This window comes from Natronocella acetinitrilica, from assembly GCF_024170285.1.
GTDB lineage: Bacteria > Pseudomonadota > Gammaproteobacteria > Nitrococcales > Aquisalimonadaceae > Natronocella > Natronocella acetinitrilica.
This window is the reverse complement of the sequence record NZ_JALJXV010000009.1, coordinates 1-17,798: the sequence shown is the minus strand read 5'-3', so window position 1 is coordinate 17,798 and position 17,798 is coordinate 1. Positions and strand designations below refer to the sequence as shown.

Genomic DNA, 17,798 nt, shown 5'->3' with positions numbered 1-17,798 from the left:
GTAGTGCCTGCGAAACCTCAGGCGCTGCGCCGCACCGGCGTCAGGGCCGCTTCCAGCAGTTGCCGGGTATAGGGATGTTGCGGGCTCTCGAAGACACGGGTGGCTTCGCCCTGCTCCACCACGACACCATCCTTCATCACAATGATGTCGTGGGACAGGGCGCGGATGACCTTGAGATCGTGGCTAATGAACAGATAGGCAAGGCCATAGCGGCGTTGCAGCTCGCGTAACAGTGAGACCAGCTGCGCCTGCACGGAGCGGTCCAGGGCAGAGGTGGGCTCGTCAAGCACGATCAGCGCCGGGCGCAACACCAGGGCGCGGGCCACGGCCACACGCTGACGCTGCCCACCAGAGAGCTCATGGGGGAAGCGTGGCATGAGTTCCGGATCGAGCCCTACGTCCTTGAGCGCCTGGGTGATGGCGTCCTGCCGTGCCTGGGGGCTCATTCCGGGCTCATGCACTTCGAGCCCTTCGGCGATGATCTGCTCCACGGACATGCGCGGGCTAAGGCTGCCGAAGGGGTCTTGAAACACCACTTGCATGCGCTTGCGCATCGGCCGCAACGCCGACGGGCGGGTGCGGGTGATGTCCTCGCCAAGGAACACGATACGGCCGGTGGCGCACTGCTGCAGGCGCAATAGCGCCAGCGCCAGCGTGGTCTTGCCGGAGCCACTCTCCCCGACAATGCCCAGGGTTCGGCCCGGGGCAAGACGCAGACTGACACCGTCCACGGCGCGCACATAATCCCGCACCCGACGAAACAGGCCACCACGAATCGGGAAGTGGACTTTCACGTCGTCCGCCTTCAGCACCGGCTCGGCATTGGCGTCCGCCGGATAGGGCTCGCCAGACGGCTCGGAGTCAATCAGCAATCGCGTGTAGGCATGGGCCGGTCGGCTGAACAGGGCCTCGCTGTTGCCGTCTTCCACGACTTCGCCATAACGCATCACACAAACCCGATCCGCCATGTGGCGAACCACATTGAGGTCATGGCTGATCAGCAGAAGGCCCATCTTGAAACGGGACTGCAGGCCACGAATCAGATCGAGGATCTGTGCCTGCACGGTGACATCCAGGGCAGTGGTTGGCTCATCGGCAATCAATAGCTCGGGTTCGTTGGCCAGCGCCATGGCGATCATCACACGCTGTCGCTGACCCCCGGACAGTTCGTGGGGAAAGCTGCCCAGCCGCCGCACCGGATCCGGCAGACGCACCAGGTCCAGCAGTTCGAGGATGCGCGTGCGCGCCTTGTCCGGCGTCATGCCGCGATGGATGCGCAGGGTCTCGCCTATCTGCTTCTCCACCGTATGCAGCGGGTTCAGCGAGGTCATGGGCTCCTGGAAGATCATGCCGATCCGCCCACCACGGTACTTGCGCATGACCGGCTCCGGGGCACCCAGGAGTTCCTCGCCGCGGAACCGGATGCTGCCGGCGGGATGCCAGGCCCGGGGATAGGGCAATAACTGCAGCACGGACATGGCGGATACCGACTTGCCGGATCCGCTCTCCCCCACCAGGGCCAGCGTCTCACCGGCCTGAACCGACCAGGACACGCCTTTCACGGCCTCCAGCACACCACTGCCGGTACGAAAGTGGACGTGCAGATCACGCACGTCCAATAACGGCTGCGTCATACGCCTGCACCCCCCAGGGTCTTGCGCGGATCGAAGGCATCACGCACCGCTTCACCAATGAAGATCAGCAAGGTGAGCATGACCGCCAGCACCGCAAAGGCAGTAATACCCAGCCAGGGCGCATGCAGGTTGGCCTTGGCCTGGGCCAGCAGTTCCCCCAGGGAGGGCGAGCCGGGCGGCAGACCGAAGCCGAGAAAGTCCAGGGCCGTCAGTGTGGTGATGGAACCGCTCAGAATGAACGGCAGGAAGGTCAGCGTCGCCACCATGGCGTTGGGTAGGACATGACGGAATATGATGGTCCGGTCCGGCACGCCCAGGGCCCGGGCCGCGCGTACGTAATCGAAGTTGCGCACCTTGAGGAATTCCGCGCGCACCACGGCGACAAGCTGGGTCCAGGCAAACAGCAGCATGATCAATAACAGCCACCAGAAGCTGGGCTCGACGAAGCTCGCCATGATAATCAGCAGGTAGAGCACCGGCAGGCCATTCCAGATCTCGATAAAGCGCTGGAAGATGAGATCCAGCCAGCCGCCGAAATACCCCTGCACCGCCCCGGCAATGACCCCGATGATCGAGCTGGCGATGGTCAGGGCCAGGCCGAACAGCACGGAGATGCGAAAACCGTAGATGAGCCTGGCCATGACATCACGGCCGTGGTCGTCGGTGCCAAGCCAGTTCTCCGCTGATGGCGGGGAAGGCGCGGGCTGGTTCAAGTCCTGGTTGATGGTTCGATAGGAGTACGGAATGATGGGCCAGAGCATCCAGCCGTCGGCCTCGATCAACTCCCGCACGAAGTTGTCACGATAATCCGTGGCGGTGGGGAAATCGCCGCCAAAGGTGGTTTCCGGATAATCGTTGACGATGGGAAAGTACCAGCCGCCGTCAAAGTGAACCACGATGGGCCGGTCATTGGCGATGAGTTCCGCCCCCAGGGTCAGTACGAACAGCACCAGGAAGATCCATAATGACCACCAGCCCCGGCGGTTGGCGCGGAACTGCTGCCAGCGTCTCTCATTGATCGGACTGAGCGCCATCATCAGCCCTCCCGCTTCTCGAAGTCGATACGCGGATCAATGATCACGTACATGATGTCGCCAATCAGGTTCAGTACCAGGCCCAGCAGGGTAAAGATGAACAGCGTGCCAAACACCACCGGATAATCCCGGTTGATGATTGCCTCGAACCCCAGCAGGCCAAGACCATCCAGTGAGAAGATCACTTCGATCAGCAAGGCCCCGGTGAACAGGATGCTCATGAAAGCGGCGGGGAAGCCGGCGATGACCACCAGCATGGCGTTACGGAATACGTGACCATAGAGTACGCGCTGGTCCGTCACCCCCTTGGATCGCGCCGTGGTGACGTATTGCTTGTTGATCTCCTCCAGAAACGAGTTCTTGGTGAGCATGGTCAACCCGGCGAAGCCACCAATCACCATGGCGGCCACCGGCAACGCCAGGTGCCAGAAATAATCGATAATCCGCATGGGCCAGGAGAGTTCCTCCCAGTCCTCCGAGGTCAGTCCTCGCAAGGGGAACCAGTCGAAAAAGCTGCCTCCGGCGAACAACACGATCAGCAGGATGGCAAAGAGGAAACTCGGTATGGCGTAACCGACGAACACCACGGCGGAGGTCCAGAAGTCGAACCGGGTGCCGTCCTTCACCGCCTTGCGGATGCCAAGAGGTATGGAAATGGTATAGACCAGTAATGTGGTCCAAAGCCCCAACGAGACGGACACCGGCATCTTGTCGGCGATAAGCCGCATTACGGAGCGGTCCTGGTAGAAGCTATCTCCGAAATCAAACCGCATGTAGTTCCAGAGCATCATGACGAAGCGCTCGTGGGCGGGGCGGTCGAAGCCGTACATGCGCTCCAGCTCTTCGATCAGCTCCGGGGGTAACCCTTGAGCACCGCGATACTCCCCCCGGGAGCTGTCCATGTGACGCCCGGCCACCTCGCTGCTCACCGTCCCGGCGAAACGCTCGGTGGCGTCGCCGGCCTGCCCCTGAATCTGCGCAATGGCTCGTTCGACAGGCCCGCCCGGGGCAACCTGCACAATGGCAAAATTGATGAGCATGATCCCCAGCAACGTGGGGATCATGAGAAACAGACGGCGAATTACATAATTCGTCATTGCGGCGCCGGCAGATCAGGCATCGTCGTCGGTGGGTTCTGCTTCGGCGTCGGGCACCTGCCACCATAGATCAACGTCGAAGCCGTCACCGGAAGGAGTATCCGGATAGGCGTACCGGTCCCAATAGACCACCCGATCGGAGCGAGTGTGCCAATGCGGGATCACGTGATGGCCGTGCAACAACACACGATCCAGGGCGCGGGCCGTGGCCTGCAGCGTGTCCCAGTCCCGTGCCCGGATTAGCTGGTCCACCAACTCGTCGATCACCGGGTCACAGATTCCCGCGTAGTTGCGGCTGCCCGGCGTCTCCGCGGCCTCACAGCTCCAGTAGCTGCGCTGTTCGTTACCCGGTGACCGCGACTGGGGCAACACCAGCACCGTGACGTCAAAATCAAACTCGTTCATCCGATTCTGGTACTGGGAGTCGTCGACGATACGCACCCGGGCTTCAATACCAAGCCGCTCCAGGTTGGGGCGATAGCGCTCGATGACGCGGTTGAACGACTGATCACGCATGAGGAAGGTGAAGCTCATGCGCTCACCGGATTCGGCATTCACCAGACGCCCATCACGGACCTCCCAGCCCGCCTCCCGGAACAGCGCCAGGGCGCGCCGCAGGTTATCGCGGATGGAGCCACCGCCGTCGGTGCGCGGTGCCTGGAATGCCTGATCGAAAACGCTCTCCGGCAATTCATCGCGAAACTGCTCAAGAATCTCCAGTTCCTGGCCTTCCGGCACGCCCGTGGAGGCCAGGTCGGAATTGGAGAAGTAGCTCTCGGTGCGGGTGTAGGCGCCGTAGAAGATCGCTTCATTGGTGCTTTCGAAGTCGAAGGCATATCCCAGGGCCTTGCGCACCCGCGGGTCGGAGAAACGCTCCTGGCGATTGTTGATAATGAACGCCTGCATACCCGTAGGCCGCTCATGGGGGATTTCCACCATGCGCATGCGCCCATCGCGCACTGCCGGAACGTCGTAGGCCGTGGCCCAGTTGCGAGCGATGTTCTCGTAGCGCAGATCGTAGGCACCGGCCTTAACCGCTTCCACGGCCACATCCATGTCCCGGTAGTAGTCAATCCTGATTCGGTCGAAGTTGAACCGCCCCCGGTTTACCGGTAGATCACGGGCCCAGTAGTCATCGACCCGCTCGTAGGTGATCTGGCGCCCCTGGTCCACACGGGTCACGCGGTAAGGCCCACTGCCCAACGGCGGCTCCAGGGTCGTGCGATTGAACTCGCGCCCCTCCCAGTAGTGCTTCGGCAGGATCGGCAACTGTCCGACAATCAAGGCAAGCTCACGATTGTCGGGGCTACCCAGATTGAAGCGGACCTGATGGTCGCCTTCGCGCTCGACGCTCTCCACGTCGGCGTAGTAGAGCCGGAAGTTGGGGTGCCCCTCCGTTCGAAGCAGATCGAAGCTGAAGACGACGTCATCGGCGGTGAGCGGTTCGCCGTCGTGGAAACGCGCCTCCTCGCGCAGATGGAAGCGGACCCAGGACCGGTCATCCGCCAGTTCGATACGCTCGGCTACCAGACCGTAGATGCTGAACGGCTCGTCATCGGAGTTCACCGTCAGCGTGTCATACACGCGCCCAAGACCGGACGCAGGATTCCCACGCAGAATGAACTGGTTGAGACTGTCAAAGGTACCGAAGCCGGCGAGACGGATCTGGCCGCCTTTCGGTGCATCGGGGTTGACGTAATCGAAGTGCTCGAAGTCGGCCGGGTACTTGGGCGAGTCATAGAGTGACAGGCCATGCCCGTCGGCAAGGGCGACTCCCATGGTTCCACAAAGCAACCCGGATACCATCCAGCGAGCGATTCGATGTCTCATGCGCGGTAAAACTCCTCAGGTTCCATGGATCGACGAGCCAGGGGGACGGACCGGGCAGACCGCCCGAGTCTAACATCGCCGCCACACCCGACCACAACGTGGGCAAGGGAAACTGCAATGCGTTATAGTCCGCGGCGATGGCCTGGCCCGCTGCGGCCTGTGCTCCGACGCCAGTCGGGCAACGTCGGATTAGACGGATTCAGGCCGCGAGGGTTTCAGGACACCGGACAGATCGGCAAGGCCGACCAGTTGGGGAGTAGCAGACATGGGTTTTCTCGCAAACAAGAAGGCACTGATTACCGGGGTTGCCAGCAACCGCTCCATCGCCTGGGGTGTAGCACAGGCGATGCATCGTGAAGGCGCGGAACTCGCCTTCACCTACGTCGGGGACAAGCTCAAGCCCCGGGTGGAGAAGCTCGCCGGAGAACTTGGCAGCGAAATCGTCCTGCCGCTGGACGTGGGACAGGACGCAGATTTTGATGCACTGGCCCCTGCCCTTTCCAGGCATTGGGACGGGGTGGACATTGTCGTGCACTCTATCGCCTTCGGGCCGCAGGACGAGTTGAAGGGCTCCTATGTGGATAACACCACCCGCGAGGGCTTCCGCCTGTCCCAGGACATCAGCGCTTACAGTTTTGTGGCGTTGGCCCGGGCACTGCGGAGCATGATGGGTGAGGATTCATCCATGATCACCATGACCTATCTCGGTGCCGAGCGGGCCCTGCCGAGCTACAACGTCATGGGGCCGGCAAAGGCGTCTCTGGAAGCAAGCGTCCGCTACATGGCCTACGATCTGGGCCCGAGCGGCATCCGCGTGAACGGTCTGTCCGCTGGACCGATCAAGACTCTCGCAGCCGCCGGTATCGGCAACTTCCGTAAGATGCTCGATTACAATGCCCGTTCGGCGCCCTTGCGCCGTAACGTCACAACGGACGAAGTCGGTAACGTGGCGGCCTTTCTCTGTTCCGACCTTGCTCGGGGCATAACCGGCGAAGTGGTCCACGTGGACAGCGGCTTTCACATTGTCGGCCTGCCCGGGCTTGATACCATCGAAGAGTAACAGCGACTGCATAACGAAAAAGGGGCGGCCCGTGAAGGCCGCCCCTTTTCATTACTGCCACCGTGAGGGGAATGGCTACTGCAGACGCTCCTCACGGATCTCGACATCTGCTCGGGCCCTGAGATCCCGCACAAAGGCATCAATGGCTTGAGCGGCGGCCTGGTTGCGTAATTGCGAACGGAGCTGGGCGCGGGTATCGGCGTCGATCTCTTCCGGATCCCCGTCGACCACTTCAGACACCTCCATCAACGCATAGCGATCGCGACCAATGCCGGCAACCCCCACGCTTTGACTACCCTCTTCCGGTCGCGGCAGTCGAAACACCTCCTGCAGCAACAGGGGCGATTGCACGCCGATACGACCGACGAAACCCGGTTCGTTCAACTCCGCCATGGGATACTCTTCCGCGAGATCACTCAGAGACTCACCGTCACGCAGTCGTTCAAGGAGGCTATCAGCGACTGATCTCGCCTCGTCCGCCGCCTTGGCTGTGCGCAGACGCTGCTCGATGTCCTCACGAACGTCATCAAGGGAGCGCTGCTCGGGCTCTTCATAATCGGCGACGCGGACCACCACGTAACGATCATCACCGAGATTCAGCGCATCACTGTTCTCACGCTCTTCAAGCAGTCGACGGGTAAATACTTCGGCCAATACCGCGTCTTCCGCAGCGATGCCATCCTCGGCCCCACTGCGCGTGAACCAGTCCGTCCGCCGCAGCTCTAGCCCCATCTCCTCGGCGACCTGCTCAAGGGAATCCGGCAGATCGTAGGCAAGGTTATCGAGTCGTGTCTGCTCGTCAAAAAGCACGCTGCCGATCCGCTCCTCGATCAGATCAGCCTCGATTTCGGCACGAACGTCGTCAAGTTCCACGTCACCACCGCCGCGGATTTCCTCAAGCTGAATCAGATGAAAACCGAACTCCGTGCGCACCGGTTCGGAAATCGCGCCCTCTTCAAGGTCAAACAGTGCATCGTCGAAGGCATCACCATAGATGCCCCGCTCGATCTCGCCAAGTGAACCACCACGGCGAGCGCTACTCCCGTCGTCAGAGACGTCTTCGGCGACCTCAGCGAAGCTCTCACCATCTTCAAGCCGCTCCCTGGCCTCATCGATACGCGCCCGGGCCGCCTCGACGGCGTCATCATCGGCGTCGTCCCTCACAGCCACCAGGATGTGGCCCGCTACCCGGGTTTCCTCGCTGGTGTAACGATCGCGGACCTGCTCAAACCGCGAACGGATTTCATCCTCGCTCAGCTCGACCTGATCCCTAACTGCATCACGATCAAGCAACACATATTCAAGGCGAACGCGTTCTTCGGTGAAAAATGCGTCCTCGTTGTCATCGTAGTAGGCCTGAATCTCGTCATCTGATACCGACACATCGTCAACAAAGGCCTCGGCGTCCAGCAGCAGATAGCGCAAATACCGTTGCTGCCGCTCCAGGCTGATGATCTCGTCGATATCCCGCTCTGTCACAAGCGCTGTTTCGCCAATGCCATCAACCAGGGTCTGCAACAGCACGTCTCGCCGCAACTGCTGCTCGAGCCCCCCCGGTGTCGTTCCCTGGCGGCGCGCGAAGGCTTCGTAGAGCTGGCGATCAAAGCGGCCATTACGCTGAAACTGCTCGAAGGAGCGCAGCACACCGGCCAGATCCTGATCAGTGATGCGCATGCCGCGGTCTTCCACGTACTGCAGAATCACCGTTCGATTGATCATGCGATCCAGCGCTTCACGGCGCACCAGGAGTTCCTCCTCCTGGGTGAGTGTTGAACCGCGGCTGCGCTCGATTTCAACTCGCAGATTGCTGAACTCACGATCCAGTTGCTGGCGCGGTATGTCCGTACCGTTCACCGAGGCGGACACACGACCATCGCCTGACGGGCCCATGTAGCTGGACAAGCCGAACAGGGCGAAAGCAGCGCCGATAAGAACGATCACGACCCACGCAATCCAGCCGCGGGCCTTTTCCCTGATTGCAAGCAACATGGTGAGGCTATGTCCTCCAGGCGATGCCCTTGCGGGCCTCGGTTTGCGGTCTCGTGGAACTGACTGCTGATCGCGCCAGTCCGGAAATCGGACCCATTCTAGCGGGTTCCCGCGGCCCAAAAAACAAAAGGCGCCAACAGGGCGCCTTTTGGAAGAGTTGGCGGAGCGGACGGGACTCGAACCCGCGACCCCCGGCGTGACAGGCCGGTATTCTAACCAACTGAACTACCGCTCCGAATCTTTCAACCTCTGGTGGGTGGTGAGGGGATCGAACCCCCGACATTCGCCTTGTAAGGGCGACGCTCTACCAGCTGAGCTAACCACCCCAAAAAAAGAGGCGCTAGTTTACGGCATCCTTCAGGGCTTTGCCAGCCTTGAAACTCGGCACTTTCGAAGCCCCGATCTTGATCGTTTCACCGGTCCGCGGGTTGCGGCCGGAGCGCGCAGCACGCTCGCGCACGCTAAAGGTACCGAAGCCGACGAGGCTCACGGAATCATTCTCTTTCAACGCGTTGGTCACGGCCTCTACAACCGCATCTACAGCACGCGTGGCCGACGCTTTGGACAGATCGGCAGATTGGGCAACCGCTTCGATGAGTTCCGATTTGTTCATCCTGTAATCCCCTTGATGTTGTTCTAACTGGACAACTCGGCTTCCGTAGGCACCGTGCGCCTTACTCTACAGGCTTTCCGGAATCACGGAAAGGCTTGTCGCGCCTGTTCCTGCCGATGGAACAAATGACCGGGAACCCACTGCTGTCGCGGCTTTTGCAAGATTAGGGCGAGCCCATTTCTGGGCTCGCCCGGAGCGTTTTTACACGCCGTCGACGTTATAGCAAGGTGCACTCGCGGGTGTCAATGCGCCCGCACTGCTCCCTGCTTGCGACCACGCTTGGTCTTCTTGCCTTCAGCCTCTACCGGCTCTTCCGTCTCGGGTAGCGGCGTGGGCGCCTGTGTCAAAGCGATTTCAAGCACTTGGTCGATCCAACGCACGGGGCGAACGTCGATCTTGCCCAGGATACTCTTCGGGATTTCCACCAGATCCTTTCGATTTTCCTCGGGAATGATGACGGTCTGTATGCCACCCCGCTGGGCCGCCAGGAGCTTCTCCTTGAGACCACCGATGGGCAGCACCTCACCGCGCAACGTGATCTCCCCGGTCATCGCGACAGCCGCTTTCGCGGGAATGCCCGTGAGGGCGGAGACCAGCGCCGTGCACATGCCGATACCGGCGCTGGGACCATCTTTCGGGATGGCGCCCTCGGGCACATGGATATGCACGTCATTGCTCTGATGGAACTCAGCCTCGATACCGAGCATCCGCGAGCGGCTGCGAACCACGGTCAGGGCGGCCTGAATGGATTCCTTCATCACATCGCCGAGCTGCCCGGTCTGGGTCAATCGACCCTTGCCCGGCACAACGGCTGATTCGATGTTCAGCAGCTCACCGCCGACCTCCGTCCACGCAAGCCCCGTAACGTGACCCACCTGATCCTTTTCTTCGGCAATGCCGTAACGGAACTTGCGGACACCCAGGTAATGATCCAGATTCTTGGAATTCACCACCAACTTCGTCTTGCGCGGCTTCAACACCAGCTCCTTCACGACCTTGCGGCAGATCTTCGAGACCTCCCGCTCCAGGTTACGCACGCCGGCCTCGCGGGTGTAATGCCGCACGATGTCCCGCAGCGCGGTCTCGGCGATGTCCACTTCGCCGTCCTTCAAACCATTCGCCTTGAACTGCTTGGGCACCAGGTAGCGCTGGGCAATGTTGATCTTTTCGTCTTCGGTGTAACCCGGCAGCCGAATGACCTCCATGCGATCCAGCAGCGGCGCCGGAATGTTGAGTGTGTTCGCGGTGCAGACGAACAGCACCTCGGAGAGATCCACGTCAACCTCGAGGTAGTGATCGTTGAACGTGCTGTTCTGCTCCGGGTCCAGCACCTCCAGCAACGCCGAGGCAGGATCACCACGGAAATCCATGGCCATCTTGTCGATTTCGTCGAGCAGGAACAGCGGATTCTTCGCCTCGGCCTTGGACAGGTTCTGCACGATTTTGCCAGGCAGAGAGCCGATATAGGTTCTCCGATGACCCCGGATTTCGGCCTCGTCACGGACGCCGCCAAGGGACATTCGCACGAACTTGCGGTTGGTGGCCCGGGCGATGGACTGGCCCAGCGAGGTCTTGCCGACGCCAGGAGGGCCCACGAGACAGAGAATCGGCCCTTTCAGCTTCTTGACCCGCTTCTGCACGGCGAGATATTCAAGGATGCGTTCCTTGACCTTCTCCAACCCGTAGTGATCCGTGTCCAGCACCTCTTGCGCCCTGTCCAGGTCATGTCTTACCCGCGTGCGCTTCTTCCAGGGCACGCCCACCAGCCAATCGATGTAATTGCGCACCACCGTGGCCTCGGCGGACATGGGCTGCATCATCCGAAGTTTGTTGAGTTCGGCCTTCGCCTTGGCCTTGACCGTCTTCGGCATGCCGGCCTGTTCGATCTTCTGCTCTAGATCCTCGGTCTCGTTGGGAACATCCTCCAACTCACCAAGTTCTTTCTGAATGGCCTTGGCCTGCTCATTCAGGTAGTACTCGCGCTGGCTTTTCTCCATCTGCTGCTTGACGCGGCCACGGATGCGCTTTTCGATCTGCAGGATATCGATCTCGCCCTCGATCAGGCCGAGCAGGTGCTCCAGGCGCTCACGAACATCCTCGATTTCGAGTACCGCCTGCTTGCCCTCGACCTTCAGGGCCATATGCGCGGCAATGGTATCGGCGAGCCGACTCGGCTCATCGATGCCCGCCAGCGAAGAGAGAATCTCCGGCGGGACCTTCTTGTTCAGCTTCACGTACTGATCAAACTGCGTCAGCACCGAGCGCGCCAGCACTTCCACCTCGCGATCGTCATCGTAGGTCGGCAGCGCGGGCACGATCAGACGTGCGGTGAAGAAAGCACCAGTCGCCTCAATGCTGACCACACGAGCACGCTGTAGCCCCTCGACCAGCACCTTCACGGTGCCATCCGGCAACTTGAGCATCTGCAGGATGGTCGCCATGGTGCCGTGGTCATAGAGGTCGTCGACAGACGGATCATCGACATCGGCACTCTTTTGCGCCACGAGCAGAATTTTCTTGTCGGCTTCCATCGCGGCCTCCAAGGCCTTGATGGATTTCTCCCGCCCCACAAACAATGGAATAACCATGTGCGGGTACACCACAACATCGCGCAACGGCAATACTGGCGCGTTGCTTATTGTTTCCTGCACAACATCGGACGTCTGGTCGTTACCAGCCATTGAAGACGTTCCTCACGTAAATGTGACTGTAGGGCGACGCGCGCCGCCGCATGCCAAGGATATGTGGTTGCCGAAGCCGGGTTTCAACTCGCGACAAGGATCATTTGACGCAGAGCCGGCGCAACGAATGCCTTCATGATAACAGGATGCGCAAGGGCCGCGCAGGCAGCGGGCCAGAAATGCGACGGGCGCCTGAAGGCGCCCGTCGAAGTAGACCTCGGGCCGGATCACGCACCTCAGTCGGAAGCCGCCTTGGACTGCTCTGCGCCGTCATAGATCAGATAGGGCTTGGCCTCCCCTCGAATCACTGCGTCGTCGATGACCACTTTGCTGACCCGCTCCATCGAGGGGATCTCATACATGGTATCGAGCAGCACCGTTTCGATGATCGTCCGCAGACCACGAGCGCCTGTCTTTCGCTCCATCGCCTTGGTAGCCACCGCCCGCAGGGCGTCCTCGCGGAACTCCAGCTCGACACCCTCCATGTCGAACAGCTTCGCGTACTGCTTGGTGACGGCATTCTTGGGCTTGGTCAGGATCTCCACCAGGGCGTCTTCATCCAGCTCACTCAGCGTGGCAACGACCGGAAGGCGGCCAACAAACTCGGGAATCAGGCCGTACTTGATGAGATCTTCGGGCTCGACTCCCTGCAAGGTCTCGCCGACGCTCTTCTGCTCTTCCTTGCTCTTCACTTCGGCCGAGAAACCAATCCCGCCTTTCTGCGAGCGATCCTGAATCACCTTGTCGAGCCCGGCGAAGGCGCCGCCGACGATGAACAGGATGCCGCCGGTATTGACCTGCAGGAACTCCTGCTGCGGGTGCTTGCGCCCTCCCTGGGGGGGCACCGACGCAACGGTTCCCTCGATGAGCTTCAAGAGTGCCTGCTGCACCCCCTCGCCACTGACATCACGGGTGATGGAGGGGTTGTCCGACTTGCGGGAGATCTTGTCGATCTCGTCAATGTAGACGATGCCGGTTTGCGCCTTCTCGACGTCGTAATCGCACTTCTGCAGCAACTTCTGGATGATGTTCTCGACATCTTCACCGACATAGCCTGCTTCAGTCAGCGTCGTCGCATCGGCAATGGTGAAGGGCACATCAAGCAGCCGCGCGAGCGTCTCGGCGAGGAGGGTCTTGCCCGACCCTGTGGGACCAATGAGCAGGATATTGCTCTTGGCCAGTTCCACATCGTCCTTCCCCTTGCTCTGGGAAGCCTCAAGGCGCTTGTAGTGGTTGTAGACCGCAACCGACAGAATCTTCTTCGCGTGGTCCTGACCAATGACGTACTCGTCAAGGACCTTTTTGATTTCGTGAGGCTTCGGCAGCTTGGAATCACCGGAGGTGCTCTTCTCCTGCATTTCCTCACGGATGATGTCGTTGCAAAGTTCTACACACTCATCGCACACAAAAACCGAGGGACCTGCGATGAGCTTCCGGACTTCATGCTGGCTCTTGCCGCAGAACGAGCAGTAGAGAAGCTTCCCACCGTCGTCACCTCTGTTCTTGTCTCTGTCGCTCATGGCCGATCCTCAAATGACCTGTAGAGGTTCAGGTATAACCTTGCCTGCTTTTGGGAACCCACGCAAGGAGGCAAAACCGCATCGGCACACGCTTTGCACTACATGCCGACACAGCATTGGACAGATGCCTCCCCGGCGCGTTCCTTTGCTGGTTAGACCATGTTGGACGCGAGAAAACTACTCACTCGGTCGCAGACTGGCGCGATCGCGGATGACAGAGTCGACCATGCCGTAGTCGACCGCTGCCTCCGGCGACAGGAAGTTGTCACGATCGGTGTCCTGCTGCACCCGCTCGAGTTCCTGCCCCGTGTGATGCGCGAGGATGCGATTCAGTCGATCACGAATGCTGAGGATTTCCTTGGCGTGAATATCGATATCGCTCGCCTGGCCCTGATAACCGCCAAGGGGCTGATGAATCATCACCCGGGAATTCGGCAGGCAGTAACGCTTACCGGCGGCACCTCCGGCAAGCAGCAGGGCGCCCATGCTGGCCGCCTGACCGATACAAACCGTACTCACATCCGGCTTGATGAACTGCATGGTGTCGTAGATCGCCATCCCGGCCGTCACCGCTCCACCAGGGGAGTTGATATACAGGTTGATGTCCTTGTCCGGGTTCTCCGATTCCAGAAACAGCAGTTGCGCCACCAGAAGGTTGGCCATGTGGTCTTCCACTGGGCCAACCATGAACACGACCCGCTCTTTGAGCAGGCGGGAGTAGATGTCATAGGCACGCTCACCGCGGGAGGTCTGTTCGACCACCATTGGTACGAGCTGCGCCGTTACTCCATCGAAGGATTTGTCGTGACTCGTCGTCATGCAATCAGTCTCCCGATTTCTGGGTGTCGGCCGTCGACTCGTCTTCAGCGTCATCAGCCTGCTTGGACTGCCTGGGCTTGAGGAGCTCGTCGAGGGACAGCGACTTGTCGGTGGTCTCGGCCTGCTCGATCAACCAGTCGATCACCTGATCTTCGAGCACACTGACCTCGAGGCTCTGCATCAGCTGACGGTTCTGGGTGTAGTACTGGATGACCTCCTGGGGATTGGGATAGTTCGCCGCCATTTCCTGGAGGCGCGCACGCGCCTTGTCCTGATCCAGCTTGATCTCGTTCTTGCTGATCAGGCGATTCATGAGCAGCCCCAGCCGCACGCGGCGGCGCGCCTGCTCTTCGAAGAGCTCTCCCGGTAGATCGAAATCGTCGTCTTCCTGGCCGGTCTGCTGCTGAATGCGCTGCTTCATTTGCTGCTGCAGCGCCTTGATCTCACCGTCAACAAGAGCCTTGGGCAGGGTCAGCTCCGCATTCGCGGTGCCGAGTTGCTCCGTCACCTGCTCCTTGAGCTGTGCCTGGGTTGCCTTGGACGCTTCGTTCTCCAGGTTCTGCCTGATCAGCTGACGCAGCGCCTCCAACCCGCCTTCCGCGATGCCGACGGCCACCGCCAGATCGTCATCCAGCTCAGGCAGTTCAGGCTCTTCCACCGCCTTGACCTGGGTCTTGAAGATCGCGGTCTTGCCCCGCACGGACTCCGTGGGGAAGTCGTCGGCGAAGGTGTAGTCGATGTCCTTCTCCTCACCGGCGGACACACCGACCAGGGCCTGCTCGAACTCCCTCGGCATGGTGTTGGAACCGATAGTGACAGGCTGATCCTCACCCTCATTGCCAGGGAAGTCTTCACCGTCAATCGTGCCCTTGAAGTCAACGAGCACCCGATCCCGCTCCTGAGCAGGCCGTTCCACGGTGTTGTACTTGGCCTGCTGCTTGCGCAAATCCTCAAGAACGCGGGAGATGTCTTCGTCAGTCACCTCCGCCACGGGACGCTCAAGCTTGAGGGCGTCGGTGCCCTGCACCTCGACCTCGGGCATGACTTCGAACGTGGCCTCGTATTCCAGGTCCCCGCCATCCATGCCCTGCTTGAGATCAACCGCCGGCGCACCCGCCGGGTTGAGTTTTTCCTGTTCCAGCGCCTCGCCGTAGGTCTGCTGCAACACTTCGTTGAGGACTTCCTGACGCACCTGGCCACCGTAGCGCTGGCGCACAACCTTGAAGGGCACTTTTCCGGGTCGAAAGCCGTCAAGACGCACCTGTCGGGCAAGGTTGCGCAGACGAGACTCGACCTCACCGTCCACCCGGTCCGCCGGGACCTGCACGCGCATCTTGCGCTCAAGCCCGCTGGTGGTTTCCACTGAAACTTGCATTGACAACCTCTCGATCAACAATCATGGCTGACGGCCCGCCCTGCGGCCGAACCGCGCGGCTTCGGCACGCGCGCTGACTATGGTGCGAGTGGCAGGACTTGAACCTGCACGGGTTTCCCCAACGGCACCTAAAGCCGCCGCGTCTACCAATTCCGCCACACTCGCATTAAAACGAACCGGGCTGCCCGAGGGGCAGCCCGAAACCTCTCGCATTATCCGACTACCGGCAGCGTGACTTCAACATGGAGTCTCACCGGTCGCAGTGGCACGGGAGTTTACCCAATTCCCCGCTGCGGGTCATCCGCGCTGCGCTGACGTTATAAGGCAATGCGTCAGCGAAGCAGTGGACAGTCGCTCTCGGCGAGCGGCCGAAAAGCCCTCGAACCATCGATAACGCTCTCTACATCCAGGTAGGCCCAGCTGGCATCTGCCGCGCGCGGGCTGCGCACGCGAACCTGCAACATGTCATGCACCATTCCGCCGTCGGCTCGGATGTGGCCACCCTTGCCGAAAAAATCGTCCACCGGAGAATTCCGCATCTGATCCAGAACCAACTGTGGGGCATCAGTACCGGCATTGTTGACCGCCTTCAGATAATGCCGCACCGCCGAATAGGTGGCCGCTTGCGGAACAGCCGGTTTCACGCCTTCCTGTTCCCGGAACCGGGCAGCGAACGCCCGGCTCTCCTCGTCCGCGTCCCAGTAGAAGCTGGTGGCATAGCCGAGGCCAGCGGTCGCGTAGAGGCCCAGTCGATGCACATCAGTAATGAAGACATCGAGCCCGATGAGATCGCGGCCAGCCTCGCGAACACCTTCTTCATAGGCTTGCCGGACCGCCAGCTGAAAATCCTCTCCGGCCATTGCAAGGGCGATCAGATCGGCATCGGTGTCCAGCGCCTCACGCAGCGCCGTCGAGAAGTCCTGTGCAGGAAAAGGCACCCGGCTCACGCCAAGCAAGTCGCCGCCGTAACGGTCAATGGCGTCCATGGCGCGCGCCTCCAGATCGTGTCCGAAAGCATAGTCGGACGTGATGATGAACCAGCTTTCATCACCATAGCGCGCCGAGCGCGCCTGCACGATGGCGTGGGCCAGCGCGTAGGTGTCAAAACCCCAGTGGGCGCTCAGGGCGCTGCAAGCGCCATTGGTCAGGCTATCGGAAGCCGGCCCGGCATGGATGATCAGAATGCCCTTCTCCTCGGCGAACGGCTGCAGGCCGAGCGCCACGCCGGAGGACACATGCCCGACGATGAGATCGAGCGGTGTCTCGGCATGGATCTCCTGGGCGACTGCCGCCGCGTGGTCCCGATCAAGACGGGAATCCCTGACGATGATCTCCACCGGCCCCGCCGATGTAACCTCCGAAAAGTCCTCCGCGGCGAGTCGAGCTCCCGTAGCGCTGCCCGGCCCGGCAATGTCCCTGAACACACCAGAGAGATCGGTGATGACCAGAATACGGACCACACCATCATCCGTGGCGGAACTGGCGGCGAGCGGCGAAATGATCAGCAGAAGCAGGAAAATTATGTGATGACAGGCGAGACGGTAGTGGCGCATGACGAACACCCTCCATGTTTCGTCGACTTAACGCTGATAAATTATCGGTAAAAGTTAGATGCTCGCAAGTCGGAGTAGTGACGACGCTCTCGCCGCCACTGGGCATACGACTAGAGAAGGGGGAATGGTGGGCCGTCAGGGACTCGAACCCCGAACCTACTGATTAAGAGTAGGTGTCAAAAGTGTTTCTAGCAGTTTCTAATCAGTGCGTTCTAACTTTTAAAGTTATTTATTTCAATACCTTATTGGTTCCTCTGTTTCACACAGTCTCCCCGTAGTTTATCCTTAGCCAAGAATTCTATGCACTACAGCGTGCACTACAGCAGCCGGGGAAACGCCATGCTGACGGTCAAACAACTGGACAATCTGAAGCCTAAGGGAAGCCCTTACCGGGAATGGGACTCGGACCGGTCAGGGTTTGGTGTGCAGGTCTCTAAGGCTGGTGCCGTGTCGTTCTTCCAGCACTACACCTTTGAGGGGAAGCGTCGGTTTCTGAATCTTGAACCGCCCCGGGTATGATGGAGGCTGTTGGGTTTAAGTTGAGGCCATCGGGATGGCCTCGGTGGCTTTCAGCCGCCAGTAGTGTGCCTCAG

12 protein-coding genes and 3 tRNA genes are annotated in these 17,798 nt (G+C 60.4%); 1 reads left to right on the top strand and 14 read right to left on the bottom strand.

All coding sequences use genetic code 11. From position 1 onward, the window contains the following. Positions 1–17 precede the first annotated feature (17 nt). The 4 genes from J2T57_RS17195 to J2T57_RS17180 are packed head-to-tail and all read right to left on the bottom strand — an operon-like array spanning position 18 to position 5,595. The gene (locus tag J2T57_RS17195) at positions 18–1,634 is read right to left on the bottom strand and encodes an ABC transporter ATP-binding protein (RefSeq protein ID WP_253482074.1); all 1,617 of its coding nucleotides are present in this window, start codon (positions 1,632–1,634) and stop codon (positions 18–20) included. Beyond that, positions 1,631–2,671, bottom strand: a complete 1,041-nt coding sequence (locus J2T57_RS17190) for an ABC transporter permease (protein WP_253482071.1) — start codon at positions 2,669–2,671, stop codon at positions 1,631–1,633. The genes J2T57_RS17195 and J2T57_RS17190 overlap by 4 nt, the downstream gene beginning before the upstream one ends. Then, entirely contained in the window at positions 2,671–3,765 is a 1,095-nt protein-coding gene (locus J2T57_RS17185; protein ID WP_253482068.1) for a microcin C ABC transporter permease YejB, read from the bottom strand. The genes J2T57_RS17190 and J2T57_RS17185 overlap by 1 nt, the downstream gene beginning before the upstream one ends. A gap of 15 nt (positions 3,766–3,780) precedes the next feature. Beyond that, on the bottom strand, positions 3,781–5,595 hold the full coding sequence (locus J2T57_RS17180; RefSeq protein WP_253482065.1) for an extracellular solute-binding protein: 1,815 nt from the start codon (positions 5,593–5,595) through the stop codon (positions 3,781–3,783). Positions 5,596–5,860: 265 nt separating this feature from the next. Between J2T57_RS17180 and J2T57_RS17175 the strand changes: the two genes are divergently transcribed. Next, positions 5,861–6,655 (top strand): enoyl-ACP reductase FabI, encoded by a 795-nt coding sequence (locus J2T57_RS17175; protein ID WP_253482062.1) that lies wholly within the window; start codon positions 5,861–5,863, stop codon positions 6,653–6,655. A 75-nt stretch (positions 6,656–6,730) separates the two neighbouring features. On the opposite strand, the gene J2T57_RS17170 is transcribed toward J2T57_RS17175, so the two are convergent. The 10 genes from J2T57_RS17170 to J2T57_RS17125 form a co-directional block, all read right to left on the bottom strand. Next, the gene (locus tag J2T57_RS17170) at positions 6,731–8,644 is read right to left on the bottom strand and encodes a SurA N-terminal domain-containing protein (RefSeq protein WP_253482045.1); all 1,914 of its coding nucleotides are present in this window, start codon (positions 8,642–8,644) and stop codon (positions 6,731–6,733) included. A 158-nt stretch (positions 8,645–8,802) separates the two neighbouring features. After that, positions 8,803–8,879: transfer RNA gene (locus tag J2T57_RS17165), tRNA-Asp, on the bottom strand. A 15-nt stretch (positions 8,880–8,894) separates the two neighbouring features. Then, a tRNA-Val gene (locus tag J2T57_RS17160) sits at positions 8,895–8,970 on the bottom strand. A gap of 14 nt (positions 8,971–8,984) precedes the next feature. Next, complete coding sequence (locus J2T57_RS17155; protein ID WP_253482042.1) at positions 8,985–9,257, bottom strand: HU family DNA-binding protein; 273 nt, start codon at positions 9,255–9,257, stop codon at positions 8,985–8,987. A gap of 242 nt (positions 9,258–9,499) precedes the next feature. Further along, on the bottom strand, positions 9,500–11,938 hold the full coding sequence (gene lon / locus J2T57_RS17150) for an endopeptidase La (RefSeq protein ID WP_253482038.1): 2,439 nt from the start codon (positions 11,936–11,938) through the stop codon (positions 9,500–9,502). A 236-nt stretch (positions 11,939–12,174) separates the two neighbouring features. Further along, positions 12,175–13,458, bottom strand: coding sequence for an ATP-dependent Clp protease ATP-binding subunit ClpX (clpX, locus tag J2T57_RS17145; RefSeq protein ID WP_253482035.1), 1,284 nt, complete (start codon positions 13,456–13,458; stop codon positions 12,175–12,177). Positions 13,459–13,635: 177 nt separating this feature from the next. Beyond that, the gene (clpP, locus tag J2T57_RS17140) at positions 13,636–14,277 is read right to left on the bottom strand and encodes an ATP-dependent Clp endopeptidase proteolytic subunit ClpP (protein WP_301289513.1); all 642 of its coding nucleotides are present in this window, start codon (positions 14,275–14,277) and stop codon (positions 13,636–13,638) included. A 4-nt stretch (positions 14,278–14,281) separates the two neighbouring features. Beyond that, positions 14,282–15,652 carry a trigger factor gene (gene tig / locus J2T57_RS17135; RefSeq protein ID WP_253482032.1) on the bottom strand — a complete coding sequence of 457 codons (1,371 nt, stop codon included), beginning with the start codon at positions 15,650–15,652 and terminating at the stop codon, positions 14,282–14,284. 80 nt (positions 15,653–15,732) lie between these two features. Next, positions 15,733–15,817 (bottom strand) — tRNA-Leu (locus J2T57_RS17130). A gap of 167 nt (positions 15,818–15,984) precedes the next feature. Continuing rightward, a complete protein-coding gene (locus tag J2T57_RS17125; protein ID WP_253482013.1) occupies positions 15,985–17,205 on the bottom strand; it encodes an ABC transporter substrate-binding protein in 1,221 nt (406 codons plus the stop codon). Positions 17,206–17,798 lie beyond the last annotated feature (593 nt).